The sequence below is a fragment of the Natrinema ejinorense genome, from assembly GCF_002494345.1.
Taxonomy (GTDB): Archaea; Halobacteriota; Halobacteria; order Halobacteriales; family Natrialbaceae; genus Natrinema; species Natrinema longum.
The window spans coordinates 889286-905753 of record NZ_NXNI01000001.1 but is presented as its reverse complement, the minus strand read 5'-3'; the positions used below and the strand labels follow the sequence as shown (position 1 = coordinate 905753).

The following is a 16468-nucleotide window of genomic DNA, read 5'->3' as shown; positions in this document are numbered from 1 at the left end:
ATAATGGAAATATATACAATATCTCTCTGATCAACTGATAGCCGCCTCCGTCGCGTCCGGGATTCCAGCAGAGCAAGCCGACGTCGGCCGAGGCCCGATAGTGAACAATGACCGCCCATGCCAGCCAGAACAGGCTGCTGTCGTCTATGCAGTCCGGGCCACGACAGGGTCACCTCGAGCCGACGGTTTGGAGTGCGTCCTCGATCGGGTCGTCGCCCGACAGGATCTCGAACGTCTCGCCGAAGACGGGTTCGAAGTCGATCGCGGCCACGAGCGTCCGCGCGACGTCTTCGCGGGGAATGTCTCCTGATCCCAGTTCGAGCCCCGTGCCGGCCCGAATCTCACCGGTGCCGGGCTCGGTGGTCAACTCGCCCGGACGGACGATCGTGGCGACCAGATCGCTGTGTCGAAGGTACTCGTCGGCTTCGGCTTTGGCAATCAGGTAGTCCCGAAGCGGCTCGGGGCCCGCTGCCGGGTCGTCGGCACCCATCGAACTAAGCATGACGAACCGGTCGACATCCGCCGCGATCGCGGCGTCGATCAGGTTGATCGCACCGTCCCGATCGATGCCGTAGACGTCCTCGCCGCCCGAGCCGGCCGCGAAGACGACCGCGTCACAGCCGTCGACCGCGTGATCGACCGCTTCGGTCAGGTCCGCGACGACCGGCTCCCCGCCCAGCTCCCGCATCTCTTCGGCCTGGGATTCCTCTCGGATCATCGCTCGAGCGGTGCCGTCACGCTCGGCGAGTCGTTTCGTCACGTGCTGTCCGACCTGTCCGTGAGCGCCGGCGACGAGTACGGTTCGGGTCACGGTGTCGCTTCGCCGGCCTCTCTCATACGACTTGTGCCAGCTACACTGGCCCACCGCGACTCCGTTCGACCCGCTCCCATCGACGCCGACGTCTCAGGTTCTACGTCGCGTCGGCCACCGGTCGGAAGATCACGCCGCGACCGGGGTGTTTTTCCCGGATGGTCACCAAACTAACTCGAGTAGATGACCACGGGCCAGCCCGAACCCCCCACTGACGCCGATCTCGAGTGGTGTTACGACGCGGTTCACGGCGTTTCGCGGACTTTTTCGATCACGATCGATCGGCTCGAGGAGCCGATGGCCAGACACATCTGTGTCGGCTACCTCCTCTGTCGGATTGCTGATACGATCGAGGATGCGGGGCATATTCCCCCGGAGAGACAGACCGAACTGCTCGCGGCGTACGACCGGTTGCTCGATCCCGACGCGTCGGGGTCGGTCGCGGCGTTTATGAACGACGTCGAGCCGTGGATCCCTGACGAGCGAACGGAAGACTGGAAGGTCGTTGCCGAAACCCCGCGGGTCCTGCGAACGTTCGAATCGTTCGACGAGGAGCCCCGCGAGATCATGCGTGGACCGGTCCGCGAACTCGTCGACGGAATGGCGATGTTTACCGATCGGTACGCCACCGAAGGCGGGCTCCGGCTCCAGACGATCGAAGAACTCGAGGAGTACTGCTGGTACGCCGCCGGCACCGTCGGGACGCTGATCACCGGACTGGTCGCCCGTGGCACCTCCCAGGAGCGAGCCGACGAGATGCGGGAAAACGCCCGCTCGTTTGCCCTGCTCTTGCAGTTGGTCAACATCGCGAAAGACGTCGAAGACGATTATCACGAGGAGAACAACGTCTACCTCCCCGCAGAGTGGCTCGCTGCGGAAGACGTCGACGCCGAGTCGGTCACCGACGACGCCCATCACGGTGGCGTCACGAACGTCATCAAGCGAGTGACGGGCCGCGCCGAGCGATACCTCGACGATGCCCAGCGCTACCTCGAGGTCGTGCCCGAACGCCACGGCAACCGGCTCTCGGCGTGGGCGATTCCCTACCTGCTGGCGGTCGGGACGCTCCGGGAACTACGCGAGCACCCCGAGGACGTCGTCCGCGAGGGCGACGTCAAGGTCTCCCGCGCCGAGGTGTACGCTCTCCTCCAGCAGTTCGAGGACGGCGTTTCGCGGTCGAGACTCGACGAACTTCGCTCCACGATGTCGGAACAGCCCCTTCACCAGTAGCGGGCGGTCCGACGGCGTGCTCGTGGCTCTCTCGAACGGTCTCGGATCGACCGCGGCTACGGCGAAACCGCGGTCGGTCGTCGAACCCGTGTCATCGCGGGACCCAGCCGAACGGATTCCCGATCGAGCCGGTGCCCGTCGAACCGGATGCCGGTTCCGACGAAACGGCCCGTGTTACCGGCCGCTACTGCCCGTATTCTCGATGTTGATTTCTAGCGGTGAGAGTCGTCGTGTACGTTTATCCCCGAGGTCCGAATAGGGGGCGATACAGCTGTCGGACGGACAGGGAGCAGCCCGACTCCGTTGACGAGCACCGCTTTCGACGAACCCGATACTTGCCGACATGAACGCCCAACACCCCTCTCAGTCCGATACCGAACCGACGGTCGATCGAACGCCGCCGACCCCCTCGAGCGCCCGCACGGATCCCCGACGGGCGATCGATCGCGCCCCGCGAACCTTCTCCCATCGGCGGACGGGGCGACTCGAGAACCTGATCGACGAGTGGAACGCCGCGTTTGCAAGCGGGACTCCACAGGGCTCCTGACGACTTCGTCTGCGAGCACGAAGGTATTCTTGGAACGCCGGGTGAGAGCCACGTTCGGGAGGACGGTTTTTCGACCGGCGACGGGGACGACGAGGCACTCGAACGGGATCGAGACGGCGACCAACTGGGCAGTGTCGGTTCCCCGACCACCATAATTTATCAAATAAACGCAAATTCAATAGGAAAGTATTTATCAACTTCTCGCCCACCTGCAGCAGGTAGTACTCGGTTGTTGTCGAGACGGCGACAACAGACCGAAGTCGCAGAGAGCAACCAATGATATCCAGACACGCTGGGCAGCGACGGCACCGTGCGAACCCCTCCCGACAGGGACGGGGTGACGACACCGTTTCGAACTCACGATCGCAACGAGGCGGCGACTCGAGGTTCCGATGACCGACGAAGGGTCGATCTCTCGAAGGCGCATCCTTCGGGCGATGAGCGTTGGTAGTGGCGTGGCAGTGGCCGGCTGTCTCGGCGGTGGTGGAGGCGGATCCTGTACCGATCTCAGTCTCGATCTCCGGACCGGGACGACGAACGGCACGCCCGATACGTTCGGGACGACCGACTCCGAGTGGCGCGTCGTCAGTTCACCCGACGGGACGACGGGACAGGCAGTGAGCGTCGAGCCGGTTGGTCCGTGGGTCACGCTACCGACCGCAAACTGGATCGATCCGTACGGCACCGGTGGGTGGCCGACCACCACGGATCCCCTCGGGGACTACGTCTACGAGATCGATTTCGAAGTTCCGGACAGTTGGAGCGACGATCAGTGTGAACTCCGTATCCACCAGTGGTCAGTCGACGACGACGCGACGATCGAACTCGAGGGACCGTCCGGAACGGTGACCCTCGCCCAGGACTCGGGTCACGCGACGCTGAAAGGGCCAGTGACCCAGCCGGTTAGCCCTGGTCAGTACACGCTGAGAGCCGTGGTGGCCAACACCATGACGGTCACTGGGCTGTTGATCGACGCGGAGTTGATCTGTACCTGTGACGACGAGCCGAGCGACGAGGCGTGTGATCTCTCGATAGCGAAAGAACACGTCGGAGACGGGAACCCGGTCGCCGTCGGCGAGACGACCGAATTCGAGATCACGGTCTGTAACGACGGCGACGGCACGTGCCGGCCGGGCCCCGTCACAGTCGTCGACGACCTGCCCAACGGACTGTCGTCCGTCACCCATACCGGCAGCGGCTGGAACTGTACCGAAAGCGGCGGGGTCGTCACCTGCGAACACCCCAACACGAACGGCCTGAGTCCCGGCGACTGTCTGCCGACGCTCACGCTCGCCGTCGACGTCGTCGGCAGCGACGATATTGACGACCGGATCGTCAACTGTGCCACCGTCGAGCAGGGAGACGCGAGCGCGAGCAACAAGAGCGACTGTGCGACGGTCCCGGTCGCGAGCGACGGAACTGGGGACGGTGCGTGCGATCTGGCGATCACCAAGACCCACGACGGAACGCACGTCACGCCGGGAGACACGACGACGTTCGAGATTAGCGTTTGCAACGACAGCGAGCACCGCTGTCGCGGACCGGTCTCGGTCGTCGATCCGCTCCCGAACGGTGTGAGCTTCGTCTCCGGCAGCGGGAGCGGCTGGACGACCGCGGACAACAACGGGGTCGTTACCGCGACCCACCAGAACAGCGGCAGTCTGGCACCCGGAGACTGCCTGCCGCCGCTCTCCCTCGAGGTCGAAATCGGCTCGATGGACGAAACGGGCGACGCGATCGTGAACTGTGCGAGCATCGACGGCGACGATGCCGACCTCGACAACAACCGTAGTTGTACCACTGTCCCAGTTCGTCCCCCCAGCGATGGCTGTGACGGCCTCGAGATCGAAAAGCGGACAGGCGGCCAATTCAGGTACGGACAGCAGGCGACCTACGAGATCGACGTCTGTAATACCAGTAAGCAACACTGCGATGGCCGTATTACCGCGATCGACGATCTGCCGGGCGGCATTTCGTTCGTCTCCGCGTCCGGGAGCGGCTGGAGCGCCTCGGTGGCCGGCGGAACCGTCACTGCGGTCCACTCGAACGCCACCGGACTCGGACCGGGAGACTGTCTCCCGACGCTCACGCTGACTGTCGACGTCGCACCGGCAGCCCAGTTCCCCGGCGGCTCCGACGGTATCCGCAACTGTGCCCGGCTCTTCGCCGACGGAACCGTCGTCGACGAGGGGTGTGTCTCTCACGTGATCACGAACGAGTAGGCACGGGTTGTACTTCGTACAACGCTGGGGTCTCCGACCCCCGTCGCGAACGCGCTTCGCTCGATAGCTTCCCCACTGTCCGTTTTGCAGTGGACGAGCAAGGTCGTCCCTTCACATAAACCGGGACCAGACCGATTCCCGCTCGACATCGCGCAGGATCGAACGCATCTCCTCGAGATCGACCTCGTCGGAACGCGGTGACTCGGTATTCGATTCGTGTCCGGCCTCTCGTCCGTGAGCTGTCCCGAGGAACGGCTCCAGTTCGAGGTCGTCGATCATCTCCGGGGACGCGATCGACGCGATAAGGCGCAGGATCGACCGGTTCACCCCTTTCATCGCTCGCCGCATCTCACGGAGATCCGATAGCCGTCGTCGAGTCTCCGCCGAGAGGTCGTCCTCGGAGACGGACGCGTCCGGTTCGACATCCAGTTCGGACGGGTCGATAACGACGTGTACGTTCCCGATATCGTCGAAGTGGATTCGTTCCCTGTGCTGTCGCAATCGATTGATCCGATCGATCGTATCGTACAATTCGAACAACGAGCGGCGCGTTTCGGGCGAGAGCCGGAGGAACATCCCGGAGTGTTTCAGCTGGTCGAACGCGGTGGTCGAGAGGGAACTGGGGAACGAGACGACGTACCGAATCTCCAGTTTGGTTCCCGGTGGCACCTCGATCGGCAGATCGATCTGTTGGCGCTGCAAGTCGCCCGTCAGTAGCTGGGCGAGCTCCCGTACTCGTTCGTTGTTCTGTTCCAGTTCCGTCTGTATCGCTCTGAGCGATTGGATCTCCTGCCATTGGTTCCGCAGATAAAACGTGAGAAAGACGGCGAACAGCGCGGTGACTCCACCGGCAAGAATCGAGATACTGGGTCCCGGTTCCACCATATGGCATGCAATCGGGACCGGAATACAAATGCTTCGAGACCGGCGGTCGGGGAGCGGCTCCCACGTGAGCAGCAGGTACATGCCACTTGCGGTGCTCTATGACATATGGTCATGGAACGCTATCGCTTCGAATGCCATGATGTCGCGGATTGTGACGTGGTCGTCTACAGCGAGTTCGAGGAGTCCATCTACGAGGCTGCACGGTCCCACCTGAAGGACGTCCACGGGCGAGACGTCTCCGATGAAGACATCGCGCCGTATATCGAATCACTCTGAACCAAGTATCCGACAGCGGAGCTACTCATCGGTCCACGATTTCGGCGTCCCCGGTGGTTCGGACGGAAATCTCGACCCCGAGAGGTGATCGTTCCAGCATCCGGCGGCTATCGAACCGACTGTTCGTCCCGCCAGAACGATCACAGCGCTCAGCGGCCAGTCGCTCTACTGTTGGGAGGACGAAACGCTCGGACGGTATCCCGCTTGTCGGACCTGGCGGCGACCTCGACGAACCCCAGATCGGTGAACACGCGGTTCCAGTTGCGGTGATACAGGGGAAAATCGTCGTCAACGTATTTCACGTCGGGCTCGATCGACTCTGGGTCGTCACCCTCGTTCTCGATCGTGATGAGGAGTTCGCCGGTGATTCGCGCCAGATCCTCGAGTACCCCCTCGGCCTCCGGGGGGAGGTGCTGGAGCGTCTCCACCGAATAGACGACGTCGAAGCGACCGTCCGCGAACGTTTCGACGGCGGCTTCGATCGTGTCGTGATAGAACGTGCCGGTCGCGGCGAGGTCGGGATAGGTCTCCGCCATCACGTCGAACGCGTCGTCGTTGACGTCGATACCGGCCAGGTTCTCGAACCCGTGTTCGAACAGGTACGCGAGGTGGCGGCCCGAACTACAGCCGACCTCGAGAATAGCGGCCTCTCGATCGACGAACCGCTCGAGGATACTGCGGACGGACTCGCTGCGATGGTCCGCCCCGTAGTCGGCGTAATACTCCGGCGAGTACACTCCGGACCGTTCTGCCCACTGTCGGTGGACCTCCTTAGAATTCACGTGTACTATCCCCGGTGCGCACCTAAAGTCTAGTCGACTCGTCCCGGTCGTCGCCGACTGTTGTCGTGTGGTTGCCAGCCGACAGCGAATCGAATTGCTCGCCGAACCGCCAGGCGAGCGCTATCGACGGCAGTCGGGATCGGCTGTGAGCGATGACGGACTACCGAGAACGGTTGTGAATGGAGCAACGGAGGTATCCTGCATCCGGACGCACACCGATCGTGGCCCCGCCACGAGAGGGCAGTCCGAGTCCGTCTCGCCGCTCGTCCAGTAGATACATTTCGCCTCTCCGAGAGGGACGACTATGCGGATCGATACCGCAGAGCTACGAGAGGGGCTGGCCGAAACGCGACGATTCGCGCTCGCACACCATCTCCCGTCCGAACGCTATCGGTGTTATTCGCCCGTCCTGTTCGGCCGTCGCGTCCATCTCTGTGCGAGATGTCTGGGAATCTATCCCGGACTCCTCGCGGGCTTCCTTTCGCAGTTCCTCGTGCTTCGGGAAGCGAATGCCCTTCTCGTCGTCGCGTTATTTCCACTCCCCGCTCTCATCGATTGGGCAGTCACGACGTTTCGTGACCGTCGGGGCTACAACGGCGTTCGGACCGCAACCGGCGCGTTACTCGGCTACGGCTACGGCTGTGGCCTCTCGCTGGTACTGTTCGAATCGAACCTGACCGTTCTCGGAATCGGTGGCTGCTATGGAATTATAGCCGTCGTGTCGATATATTACGCGTGGTGACTGAATTGCAAACGATCAGTTACTTATGTCGAGTATGCGAAGAGATCACGGTATCAAAATATGAAGCACTGCATCAATTGCGGCGAGCAGATCGACGACGAAGCCGAGGTGTGCACCGACTGCGGGGTCAATCAGCAAACGTCCCTCGAGAGCGGGCACGAAGACCGAGGCGAAAACGAAAAATATTGTGTTAATTGCGGTGAGTTGATAAATAAACAAGCGGAAATGTGTCCGGACTGTGGCGTTCAACAGCCCTCTCTCGGCGGTGCCGACTCGGAGAAGATCGCGGCCGGCGTTTTGGCGCTGTTGCTCGGCGGATTGGGTGCACACAAGTTCTATCAGGGCAACGTGAAACTCGGCGTCGTATACTTGTGCTTCTTCTGGACCGGTATCCCCGCACTGCTCGGTCTGATCGAAGGGATTCTAATACTGGTCGCCGACGACGCCGAATACGAGGAGAAGTACGCCGACGGAAGCCTCCTCGGACGATAAGGCCGTCGACCGACGACGCCATCCGTAGTATCTTTCTCTCGACGACCCCGAACGATACCGGATCCGCCACGCTCGGTTCGTCGGTTCCGGAGCGGTAACCAGAGAACCTACTTGCCCCCCTCGAGGAATGATCCTATCGAATGACCACCGATCCGTCGCCACCGGGCCGCGACCGGCGCGACCTCGTTCGTTTTTATCTGTTGGATCACCGGACCCCGCTCGGGAAAACGATCGACATCACCCTGTTGGCGTTGAACCTCGTGTTCGTCGCCGTCTTCGTCGCGGAGACGTATCCGCTTCCCGCCGGTCTACAGGGCGTCCTCTGGCGGCTCGAAGTCGGTATCGCCGCCGTGTTTCTGGTGGAGTACGTGCTCCGACTGTACGGCGCCAGGGATCGCCTCGAGGAGGTTTACAACCCCTACGCCGTGGTCGACCTGCTTGCGATCCTCCCGACGCTCCTCGTGGTGGTCCTGCCGGGAGTCGCGGTGGTCGCTAACATCGGTTTTCTCCGTTCGGTCCGGGTCGTTCGCGTGCTTCGCTTCTACCGGTTTACGCAGGACGCGGAGTTTTTCTTCGGGACGATCTCGGACGACGCGTTGCGGGCGCTGAAGTTACTGTTGACGGTGCTGGTACTGCTGTTCGTCTCTGCAGGCCTGTTCTACAGCGTGGAACACGTTGTCAATCCCGACGTCGGGACGTTCGGCGACGCCTTCTACTACGTCGTCGTGGCGCTGTCCACGGTCGGGTTCGGCGATATCGTGCCGGTGACGACTGCGGGACGGTGGGTCACGGTGGCGTCGATCCTGGCCGGGATCATCGTCATCCCCTGGCAGGCCAGCAAGATCGTCCGCGAGTGGACCTACAGGGAGAAAGTCGACGTCACGTGCCCGAACTGCGGCCTGTCACACCACGACCCGGACGCCTCACACTGCAAGGCGTGTGGCCACGTCATCTATCAGGAACACGATTCGCGCAGCTAGATCGACCGTCGAATCGCCTTCGCGAGACGGTTCTCGATCGACGACAGTGGACTGACTGCCTCGAGACGCGACAGAGTACCGTTCCACCCGTCGACTGCAGGATCGAATCCGGCGGACTGCTCCCCGCCGACCCTGCAGTGAAGGCGTCGCCACTAGCGGTTCACGAGCGGGCCAGTATCGGTCTCGAGTACCCCCGTCATCGGGGCGGCCCCGATAGTACGTCGACTGTCGATACTACTGCGGGTGAACGACACCGACCGGGCCCGATCAGGCGAGGAAAGCGGTACTCAGTGGCCGAAAATCCGGCTCACGAACGCTCCCCGAACCACTCCATATAGCCGTTAAAATGCCTGAAACACGATTTTTCTGCCACTCTCGCATCACCGAACCTACAGTCGTCGATGGGACAATCGACAATCAACGAAAGTCCGATCGAAAAAATATGAGTTATCAGTGTGGAGTCGAGCGTATGCAATACAGAGTCACACGATCCAACAATGTCTGGTAAATACGACTTGGTAATCGTCGGCGGCGGTATCAGTGGTGCGTCCCTCCTGTACACGACCGCGAAGTTCACCGATATCGACTCGATCGCGCTGATCGAGAAGGAATCCGAGATCGCAGCGATCAACTCCCACCACACGAACAACTCCCAGACCCTCCACTTCGGGGACATCGAGACCAACTACACGCTCGAGAAAGCCGAAGAAGTCAAAGAGGGCGCGGAACTCCTCGCGGGATACCTGGAGAACTACGATCCCGACCGGGAGATGCACGCCAAGCGCAGCAAGATGGTGCTGGGCGTCGGCGAGGAAGAGGTCGACAAACTCGAGCAGCGCTACGAGGACGAGGGCTTTGGCGACCTCTACCCGAAACTCCGTCCGATCGACCGCGAGGAGATCGGCGAGATCGAACCCAAGGTCGTCGAGGGGCGCGCCCCCTCCAAGGACATGCTCGCGTTGCAGACGCCCGACGGCTACGTCGTCGACTACGGCGAGACGACGAAGTCGTTCGTCGAGGAGGCGGAAGAAGAGGCGGCCGTCGACGTCTTCACCGGGACGGAAGTCACGGACATCACGCCGACGCTCGATGGCTACACGATCGAAACGGACGCTGGACGCTTCGACTGCGACGCCACCGTCGTCGCCGCCGGCTCCCACAGCCTCCAGATAGCCAAGGACCTCGGTTACGGTCAGGACAAGGTCCTGCTCCCCATCGCGGGGAGTTTCTTCCTCGCGGACGATTTCCTGAACGGCAAGGTCTACACGCTCCAGATGAAGAAACTGCCCTTCGCCGCAGTCCACGGCGACGCGGACGTCCACGACGGCAGTATTACGCGATTCGGACCGACCGCGAAACTCGTTCCGACGCTCGAGCGGGGTCGCATCTCCACTGTCGAGGACTTCCTCGACGTGTTCGGACTGAACGCGGCGGCGTTTTTGAGCTACGCCAACATCCTCTCGGACCGGATCCTCCTGCCGTACGTGCTCCGCAACCTCGTCTACGACCTCCCCGAGATCGGCCGGAAACAGTTCCTGCCCCACGTCCAGAAGGTCGTCCCGAGCGCCGAACTCGAGGACATCGAGCGTGCGAAAGGCTACGGCGGCGTCCGGCCACAGATCGTCGACACCAAGAACAAGTCCCTGGACATGGGCGAGGCGAAAATCGTCGGCGACGACGTTATCTTCAACATCACGCCGTCGCCGGGTGCCTCGACGTGTCTCAAGAACGCGATGCGGGATACGCACACGCTGCTCGAGTTCCTCGACGGCGAGTACGAGTTCGACGAGGAGGCGTTCAGGTCGGAGACGATCGACAACTTCCCGCGTGCCGACGAGTCCGACGATCCGAAAGTGGTCACTCCCAGCGCTGACGACTGAGACGGTCCCCTCTCCCGAGTGGCCGGGATCGTCGCCAGAACTGCTTGCGGAGCGGAGACTGCGATTTCACCCGTTAGGTCGCCTCGTCGTTCGAGTCCTCACGCATTCGATCGGCGTAGTCCCAGCTGTAGATCTCTCGAGGCTCGATTCGAATCCCCACCTCCTCGCGATCGTCGGCGAGCAACCACTGTGCGAGCGACGAGTCCGCCCCGCCGAGGTAGCGTTCGACGAGATCCCGCAGGACCGGCTTGCCGTCGGGAGCGATGTCGACGGTTCCGTTCCCTCTGATTCCCCGATAGGGAATACGGTTCGTCGAGATGTCGAAGGCGATCTCCGGATCGTGACGAAGGAACCGGACGATGTCCGCGTTCGCTCCCGTCGCACACTCGAGCGACCCGTTTCGGTAGCGATACCACAGCGTGACGACCCACAGCGATCCGTCGGGCCGGTGCGTGGCGATCCGGATCGGGATCGTCGCCTCCTGCAGGAAGGCCTCGGCCTCGTCTTCGGTCCAGGCTCCGCGGAAGTCGGTCATACTCGAGCCGTTCGCGTCGGAGTTTGAAAAAGCTCGACCCCAACGATGGGGTTCGTCGGTTGGTCGGTGGCCCCGTCCCGAACGTGAGCGAGCTATCGTCGGGACGCTATCGACTGGACCCTCGGGACGCCGTTCCTCGCGGCCCGATAAGGGCGACCCCATCAACGAGGGGGTTCCCCCTCGGCTGCGGAACGCGAGTGGGTCGACCGCGTCCTCGAGGCGAAACCGGTGCTGCGGGACGGGGCGTCGTCGCGGTCGACGGGGAGACGATCGACGCACGCTGATCGCGCGCAGAGCGGATCCGGGAGCGGGCCGAGGCTGCCGACGATATTTGACTGATTGTTCAGAATATAAGGTAGTTATTACAATCAATGTGATTGTATCCCCCGTCCTATGATAGACATTCGCTACGTTTATCCATCGGTCGGGGAAACTAGCCGCGTATGAGCGAGGATACCAACCCATTCGAGAGCCTGCAATCGCAGATCGACGACGCTGCAGCGTACCTCGATGTCGGCGACGACATCATCGAGCGACTCAAACACCCCGAGCGAGTTCTCGAGACCAACCTCACGATCGAACGCGACGACGGCGACCTCGAGCGATTCAAAGCGTTTCGGTCGCAGTTCAACGGCGACCGCGGGCCGTACAAGGGCGGCATTCGCTACCACCCGCAAGTCTCCCGCGACGAAGTCAAGGCGCTGTCGGGCTGGATGACCTACAAGACCGCGATCGTCGACATCCCACTCGGCGGCGGCAAGGGCGGCATCGTCATCGATCCCGACGACTACTCCGAGAGCGAACTCGAGCGGCTTACCCGGTCGTTCGCGAGAGAGCTCCGGCCCATGATCGGCGAGGACCGCGACGTGCCCGCACCCGACGTGAACACCGGCCAGCGGGAGATGAACTGGATCAAGGACACCTACGAAACCCTCGAGAACACCACCGAGCCGGGCGTCATCACGGGCAAGGCCCTCGACTCGGGCGGGAGCGAGGGGCGCGTCGAAGCGACCGGCCGTTCGACGGTCCTCGCGGCACGCGAGGCCTTCGACTACCTCGACAAGGACCTCGAGGGCGCGACCGTCGCCGTGCAGGGCTACGGGAACGCCGGCTGGATCGCCGCCAAACTGATCGACGAGATGGGTGCGACCGTCGTCGCCGCCAGCGACTCGAGTGGCGGCATCTACAACCCCGACGGCTTCGACCCGGTTGCGGCGAAAGACCACAAAAACGAGACCGGTAGCGTCGTCGGTTTCGAGGGAAGCGAGGAAACGGTCACGAACGCGGACGTGCTCACCCTCGACGTCGACCTGCTGATTCCCGCCGCCCTCGAGAACGCGATCGACGCCGACCTCGCGGAGGAAGTCAAAGCGGACGTCATTTCGGAGGCCGCGAACGGACCGCTAACTCCGAACGCCGACGCCGTGCTCGAGGAGAAGGACGTCTTCGTCGTTCCGGACATCCTCGCGAACGCCGGCGGCGTCACCGTCTCCTACTTCGAGTGGGTGCAAAACCGCCAGCGATTCTCCTGGTCGGAAGAACGCGTCAACGAAGAACTCGAGGGAGTCATCGTCGACGCCTTCGACGCGCTGGTCGACACCTACGAGGAACACGACCTCGAGAACCCCCGAACCGCGGCCTACGTCGTCGCGATTCAGCGGGTCGCCGACGCCTTCGAGGAAGCCGGAAGCTGGCCCTGACGGATCGTCGCCCCGAATCGTCGCTCTCACGTCAACCGACCTATTTTTCGGATCGACAGACGTTCGGCGTTCCAACAAGCACTTACCATCCGGACCGTCATCTGCAGGGAAATGAAACGACGAAGCGTTCTCGCGGGAGTCGGCGCCGGTGCGATCGCGGGCCTCTCGGGGTGTCTGGGCCTGCTCGGGATGGACGAACACGAGTCCTCGCCGGCGGGCGTCGAGGAGGGTACTCGCGAGGAGACCGGGTACGAACAGGTCGCGATCGAGGACCTCCCCGTCGACCGGGACGTCGGCGTCGGTCCCGTAAGCGAGACCGTCTCCGTCGTGAACCACATGACGACCCACGAGAAGGCAGTGGAGATCGCTCCCCTGGAGCAACGCCAACGCGCGGCCGTCTTCAACGTCGTGACGTCGCCACAGGTCTCCGTTCTCGGGCAGGAACTCAATCCCCTAGAGGAGATGTCGACCGGCGAACTCGTCGAGCTCGTCAGGAACAACTACGACGGCATCGAGAACATTTCCCGCGACGAGGACGCCGAGATCACGGTCCTCGAGCAGTCGACGACCCGGACACGGTTTACGGCCGACGCCGAGTTCGATGGACACAGCATGGACGTCGACGTTCACGTGACCGAAGCGGTCGACGCCGACGACGATCTGCTCGTGACCATCGGTGTCTACCCCCAGCAGCTACGGCCTCAGGAGGAAGCCGACATCCTCTCGCTGATCGAAGCCGCGACCACCGATGTCGACGAGGCGGCCTCGACCGGCGGTTCCGACTCCGACGGGAGCGAGACGGGGGGCGGCGACGACGAAAGCGACGACGGAATCCTCGGCTGAGTCCGTCCGCCGGTTCGGGATGGTTCGCGTCGGGAGCCTCGGCGAGCGACCGCCTTCAGAGACCGAGTTCCCGGCCGATGACGAGGTGCTGGATTTCGCTCGTCCCTTCGCCGATCTCCATGAGTTTCGCGTCGCGGTAGAACCGCTGGGGGGCGAAATCGGTCGTGTAGCCGTAGCCACCCAGGACCTGGACGGCGTCCTCGGCGACCTCGCGGGCGGCCTCGCTGGCGTCCAGTTTCGCGAGGGCGGATTCCCTGGTGACCGGCTCGCCCTGGTCGTACGTTCGGGCGGCCTTGTGGGTGAGGAGGCGCGCCCGCTCGGTCTTGCGATGCATGTCGACGATCGTGTCCCGGATCGCGTCGAATTCACAGATCGGCTGGCCGAACTGCTCGCGTTCTTTGCTGTAGTCTTTCGCGTGTTCGTAGGCGCCCTGTGCGAGTCCGGTCGAGAGCGCGGCGATCGAGATCCGGCCGCCGTCGAGGGTCTTTTTCGTCTGCTCCCAGCCCTCGCCTACCCCACCCAGCAGGCGATCCTCGGGGAGGCGCACGTTCTCGAGCGTGATTTCGCAGGTCGGCGAGGCGTTGAGTCCCATCTTGTCCCAAACGGTGGTCACCTCGAAGCCGTCGTCCTCGCGTGGATCCACGATGAACGTCGAGATGCCGTCGTAGCCCGCGTCGGGGTCCGTAACCGCCTTCACGAGGATCGATCCCGCCTCGGAGGCGTTCGTGATGAACTGCTTGGTGCCGTTTACCACCCACTCGTCGCCCTCCTTTCGAGCGCGGGTGTCCATGTCCGAGGCGTCCGAGCCGCTGTCAGGTTCGGTCAGCGCCCACCCGCCGACGTACTCGCCGTCGGCGAGGGGTCGGAGCCAGCGGCGCTTCTGGGCGTCCGTGCCGAACAGTTCGATCGGTTTCGACGCGAGCGACGTGTGTGCGACGTATGAGAGGCCGATCGCGCCGGAGACGCGGCCGAGTTCCTCGGCGACCAGCGCGTACATGAGCGTATCGCCGCCGAGGCCGCCGTACTCCTCGTCGATCGGGACCCCCATCATGTCGAGCGCGGCGAGTTGCTCGAATATCTCTGCGGGGAACCGGTGGTCGTCCTCGATTTCTTGGGCGATCGGCTCGATCTCCCGCTCGCAGAAGTCCCTGACGGTCTCCCGGATCATCCGGTGTTCGTCGGGCAGGTCGAACTCCATACGTGGTCCTTGTTAGCGCTCGAAATAAGCGCACCGGCGGCCCGCTCTCGAGGCCCTATCGCCAGCCGTACTCGTCGTCCTCGTCGCTGTCGCCCCCGTGATTTCGATCCCCTGGCTCGTCGTCCCATCGATCATCGTCTCGGTCGTCCCACCCGTTCGATCGATCCGAGTCGGGACCGTCGTCGGGGTCGAATCCTCCGGAGCCGTTTTCGTCCCCGCGGCCAGTTCGGCCGGTGGGTCCACTGCCGCCATCACGGACCGCCTCGCGTCGGTCGGGAATGAGATCGAAGTCGCCCTCCGTATCGCCGAGGACCAACAGCGCGTAATAGCGGAAGTACGTCGTGATCGGAACGGCGAGTAGCAACACCAGAACCGTAAACAAGAGCAGTCCGACGATGGCGACGAGGATCGCCAAAATCGCGCCCACGGTATCGAGCGTGACGACCAACAGGAAAACGACGATCCCGAACGGAATCGCCAGTATCAGCCCGCCGAACGCGATGACGAACGACGCCGCGATTCCGACGACGAGCTGGAGGATCCAGACTAGCAAGAGATACACGACGTACTCGGCCCAGTTCGCTTTTATCGTCGCCCAGAATCGGCTCCAGGAGTCGAGGACGCCACGATCCTCGAGCAGCATGACCGGCGTGACGAAGTCGGTGGTAAATCGCATGACGATGGCATAGACCAGCCCCAACGCGAGCGCGTACAACAGATAGGGGACCAAGAGCACGATCGTCGCCCCACCGAGTCCCGCGTCCATCGACAGGAACAGCAACGCGGCCGGAGCGATAACGAAGAGGCCGACCACCAGTCGCAGCCCCAACCGGAACGCGAACAACCACAGCCCCTTCCCCAGGTTCGCCGAAAAGTACCGTCGCACGTGGACCTCGGACGATCGAAGCGACTCGAGGAAGACGAACTCCATGACCGCAGCGATGGCCTCGTAGACGAGCCAGAGCACCAGCACGATCGCGAGAATCACCAGGACCCAGAACAGCACCTCTTCGGTGAGAACCTCCTCGGTCGGTTGCTCACCGTCGACCGTCGGACCGTCGGGTCCCGTGTCGGTGTTTCCACCGGGAAACCCCGGCGCACCGAATCCCAGCGAACTGACGAAAAAGACGACGAGCGCGAGCCTGAGCCAGGTTCCCCGCCGAACCGGCGTCAGTCGATTTCGAGTGACGTCTATCGCATCGCTGATGTCGTCGATGGCGTCCATACTGCTCAACGGTTCTCTCGCATCGGTGAAAATGATGCTGATTTGACGGACTGTATACAGTATCTCGCAGTATGGCGAACTGAAACCGATTGCCATCGCAGGTCTCGCCTGACCTGAGTG

Annotated in this window: 16 protein-coding genes; 10 read left to right on the top strand and 6 right to left on the bottom strand. The window is 62.8% G+C overall.

Features of this window, described 5'->3' with window-relative positions; translation table 11 throughout:
- Positions 1 to 169: 169 nt before the first annotated feature.
- Positions 170 to 811, bottom strand: a complete 642-nt coding sequence (locus tag CP557_RS04585; protein ID WP_097378821.1) for an SDR family oxidoreductase — start codon at positions 809 to 811, stop codon at positions 170 to 172.
- 183 nt (positions 812 to 994) lie between these two features.
- Between CP557_RS04585 and CP557_RS04580 the strand changes: the two genes are divergently transcribed.
- From CP557_RS04580 to CP557_RS04570, 3 genes are all read left to right on the top strand, one after another.
- A complete protein-coding gene (locus tag CP557_RS04580) occupies positions 995 to 2041 on the top strand; it encodes a phytoene/squalene synthase family protein (protein ID WP_097378820.1) in 1047 nt (348 codons plus the stop codon).
- 343 nt (positions 2042 to 2384) lie between these two features.
- Positions 2385 to 2588, top strand: a complete 204-nt coding sequence (locus CP557_RS04575) for a hypothetical protein (protein ID WP_097378819.1) — start codon at positions 2385 to 2387, stop codon at positions 2586 to 2588.
- Positions 2589 to 3025: 437 nt separating this feature from the next.
- Complete coding sequence (locus CP557_RS04570; protein WP_211290175.1) at positions 3026 to 4810, top strand: DUF11 domain-containing protein; 1785 nt, start codon at positions 3026 to 3028, stop codon at positions 4808 to 4810.
- Between the two features lie 111 nt (positions 4811 to 4921).
- Here CP557_RS04570 and CP557_RS04565 read toward each other — a convergent pair whose 3' ends face one another.
- Entirely contained in the window at positions 4922 to 5695 is a 774-nt protein-coding gene (locus tag CP557_RS04565) for a hypothetical protein (protein WP_097378817.1), read from the bottom strand.
- A gap of 105 nt (positions 5696 to 5800) precedes the next feature.
- Here CP557_RS04565 and CP557_RS04560 point away from each other — a divergent pair, with 105 nt between their 5' ends.
- The gene (locus CP557_RS04560) at positions 5801 to 5971 is read left to right on the top strand and encodes a DUF1059 domain-containing protein (RefSeq protein WP_097378816.1); all 171 of its coding nucleotides are present in this window, start codon (positions 5801 to 5803) and stop codon (positions 5969 to 5971) included.
- A gap of 149 nt (positions 5972 to 6120) precedes the next feature.
- Here CP557_RS04560 and CP557_RS04555 read toward each other — a convergent pair whose 3' ends face one another.
- Positions 6121 to 6753 (bottom strand): class I SAM-dependent methyltransferase, encoded by a 633-nt coding sequence (locus tag CP557_RS04555; RefSeq protein ID WP_097378815.1) that lies wholly within the window; start codon positions 6751 to 6753, stop codon positions 6121 to 6123.
- 304 nt (positions 6754 to 7057) lie between these two features.
- On the opposite strand from CP557_RS04555, the gene CP557_RS04550 reads away from it, so the two are divergent.
- The 4 genes from CP557_RS04550 (at position 7058) to CP557_RS04535 (ending at position 10847) form a co-directional block, all read left to right on the top strand.
- Positions 7058 to 7495: a DUF2085 domain-containing protein gene (locus CP557_RS04550; protein WP_097378814.1), complete on the top strand. Its 438-nt coding sequence runs from the start codon at positions 7058 to 7060 to the stop codon at positions 7493 to 7495.
- A 60-nt stretch (positions 7496 to 7555) separates the two neighbouring features.
- Complete coding sequence (locus CP557_RS23245) at positions 7556 to 7987, top strand: TM2 domain-containing protein (protein WP_097378813.1); 432 nt, start codon at positions 7556 to 7558, stop codon at positions 7985 to 7987.
- A gap of 140 nt (positions 7988 to 8127) precedes the next feature.
- Positions 8128 to 8967, top strand: a complete 840-nt coding sequence (locus CP557_RS04540) for an ion transporter (protein WP_097378812.1) — start codon at positions 8128 to 8130, stop codon at positions 8965 to 8967.
- 497 nt (positions 8968 to 9464) lie between these two features.
- A complete protein-coding gene (locus CP557_RS04535; RefSeq protein WP_097378811.1) occupies positions 9465 to 10847 on the top strand; it encodes an FAD-dependent oxidoreductase in 1383 nt (460 codons plus the stop codon).
- Between the two features lie 73 nt (positions 10848 to 10920).
- On the opposite strand, the gene CP557_RS04530 is transcribed toward CP557_RS04535, so the two are convergent.
- Positions 10921 to 11382 carry a pyridoxamine 5'-phosphate oxidase family protein gene (locus CP557_RS04530; RefSeq protein ID WP_097378810.1) on the bottom strand — a complete coding sequence of 154 codons (462 nt, stop codon included), beginning with the start codon at positions 11380 to 11382 and terminating at the stop codon, positions 10921 to 10923.
- Between the two features lie 443 nt (positions 11383 to 11825).
- On the opposite strand from CP557_RS04530, the gene CP557_RS04525 reads away from it, so the two are divergent.
- The gene (locus CP557_RS04525) at positions 11826 to 13082 is read left to right on the top strand and encodes a Glu/Leu/Phe/Val family dehydrogenase (protein WP_097378809.1); all 1257 of its coding nucleotides are present in this window, start codon (positions 11826 to 11828) and stop codon (positions 13080 to 13082) included.
- Between the two features lie 111 nt (positions 13083 to 13193).
- Positions 13194 to 13925 carry a DUF6517 family protein gene (locus tag CP557_RS04520; RefSeq protein ID WP_097378808.1) on the top strand — a complete coding sequence of 244 codons (732 nt, stop codon included), beginning with the start codon at positions 13194 to 13196 and terminating at the stop codon, positions 13923 to 13925.
- A 55-nt stretch (positions 13926 to 13980) separates the two neighbouring features.
- On the opposite strand, the gene CP557_RS04515 is transcribed toward CP557_RS04520, so the two are convergent.
- Complete coding sequence (locus CP557_RS04515; protein WP_097378807.1) at positions 13981 to 15123, bottom strand: acyl-CoA dehydrogenase family protein; 1143 nt, start codon at positions 15121 to 15123, stop codon at positions 13981 to 13983.
- 55 nt (positions 15124 to 15178) lie between these two features.
- Positions 15179 to 16348 carry a DUF7544 domain-containing protein gene (locus CP557_RS04510; protein WP_097378806.1) on the bottom strand — a complete coding sequence of 390 codons (1170 nt, stop codon included), beginning with the start codon at positions 16346 to 16348 and terminating at the stop codon, positions 15179 to 15181.
- Positions 16349 to 16468: the final 120 nt, after the last annotated feature.

Bases quoted from the DNA above. Each gene is read 5' to 3' on its own strand.
- CP557_RS04580 (WP_097378820.1), top strand. From the start codon at position 995: ATGACCACGGGCCAGCCCGAACCCCCCACTGACGCCGATCTCGAGTGG.
- CP557_RS04575 (WP_097378819.1), top strand. From the start codon at position 2,385: ATGAACGCCCAACACCCCTCTCAGTCCGATACCGAACCGACGGTCGAT.
- CP557_RS04570 (WP_211290175.1), top strand. From the start codon at position 3,026: ATGAGCGTTGGTAGTGGCGTGGCAGTGGCCGGCTGTCTCGGCGGTGGT.
- CP557_RS04565 (WP_097378817.1), bottom strand. From the start codon at position 5,695: ATGGTGGAACCGGGACCCAGTATCTCGATTCTTGCCGGTGGAGTCACC.
- CP557_RS04560 (WP_097378816.1), top strand. From the start codon at position 5,801: ATGGTCATGGAACGCTATCGCTTCGAATGCCATGATGTCGCGGATTGT.
- CP557_RS04550 (WP_097378814.1), top strand. From the start codon at position 7,058: ATGCGGATCGATACCGCAGAGCTACGAGAGGGGCTGGCCGAAACGCGA.
- CP557_RS23245 (WP_097378813.1), top strand. From the start codon at position 7,556: ATGAAGCACTGCATCAATTGCGGCGAGCAGATCGACGACGAAGCCGAG.
- CP557_RS04540 (WP_097378812.1), top strand. From the start codon at position 8,128: ATGACCACCGATCCGTCGCCACCGGGCCGCGACCGGCGCGACCTCGTT.
- CP557_RS04535 (WP_097378811.1), top strand. From the start codon at position 9,465: ATGTCTGGTAAATACGACTTGGTAATCGTCGGCGGCGGTATCAGTGGT.
- CP557_RS04530 (WP_097378810.1), bottom strand. From the start codon at position 11,382: ATGACCGACTTCCGCGGAGCCTGGACCGAAGACGAGGCCGAGGCCTTC.
- CP557_RS04525 (WP_097378809.1), top strand. From the start codon at position 11,826: ATGAGCGAGGATACCAACCCATTCGAGAGCCTGCAATCGCAGATCGAC.
- CP557_RS04520 (WP_097378808.1), top strand. From the start codon at position 13,194: ATGAAACGACGAAGCGTTCTCGCGGGAGTCGGCGCCGGTGCGATCGCG.
- CP557_RS04515 (WP_097378807.1), bottom strand. From the start codon at position 15,123: ATGGAGTTCGACCTGCCCGACGAACACCGGATGATCCGGGAGACCGTC.
- CP557_RS04510 (WP_097378806.1), bottom strand. From the start codon at position 16,348: ATGGACGCCATCGACGACATCAGCGATGCGATAGACGTCACTCGAAAT.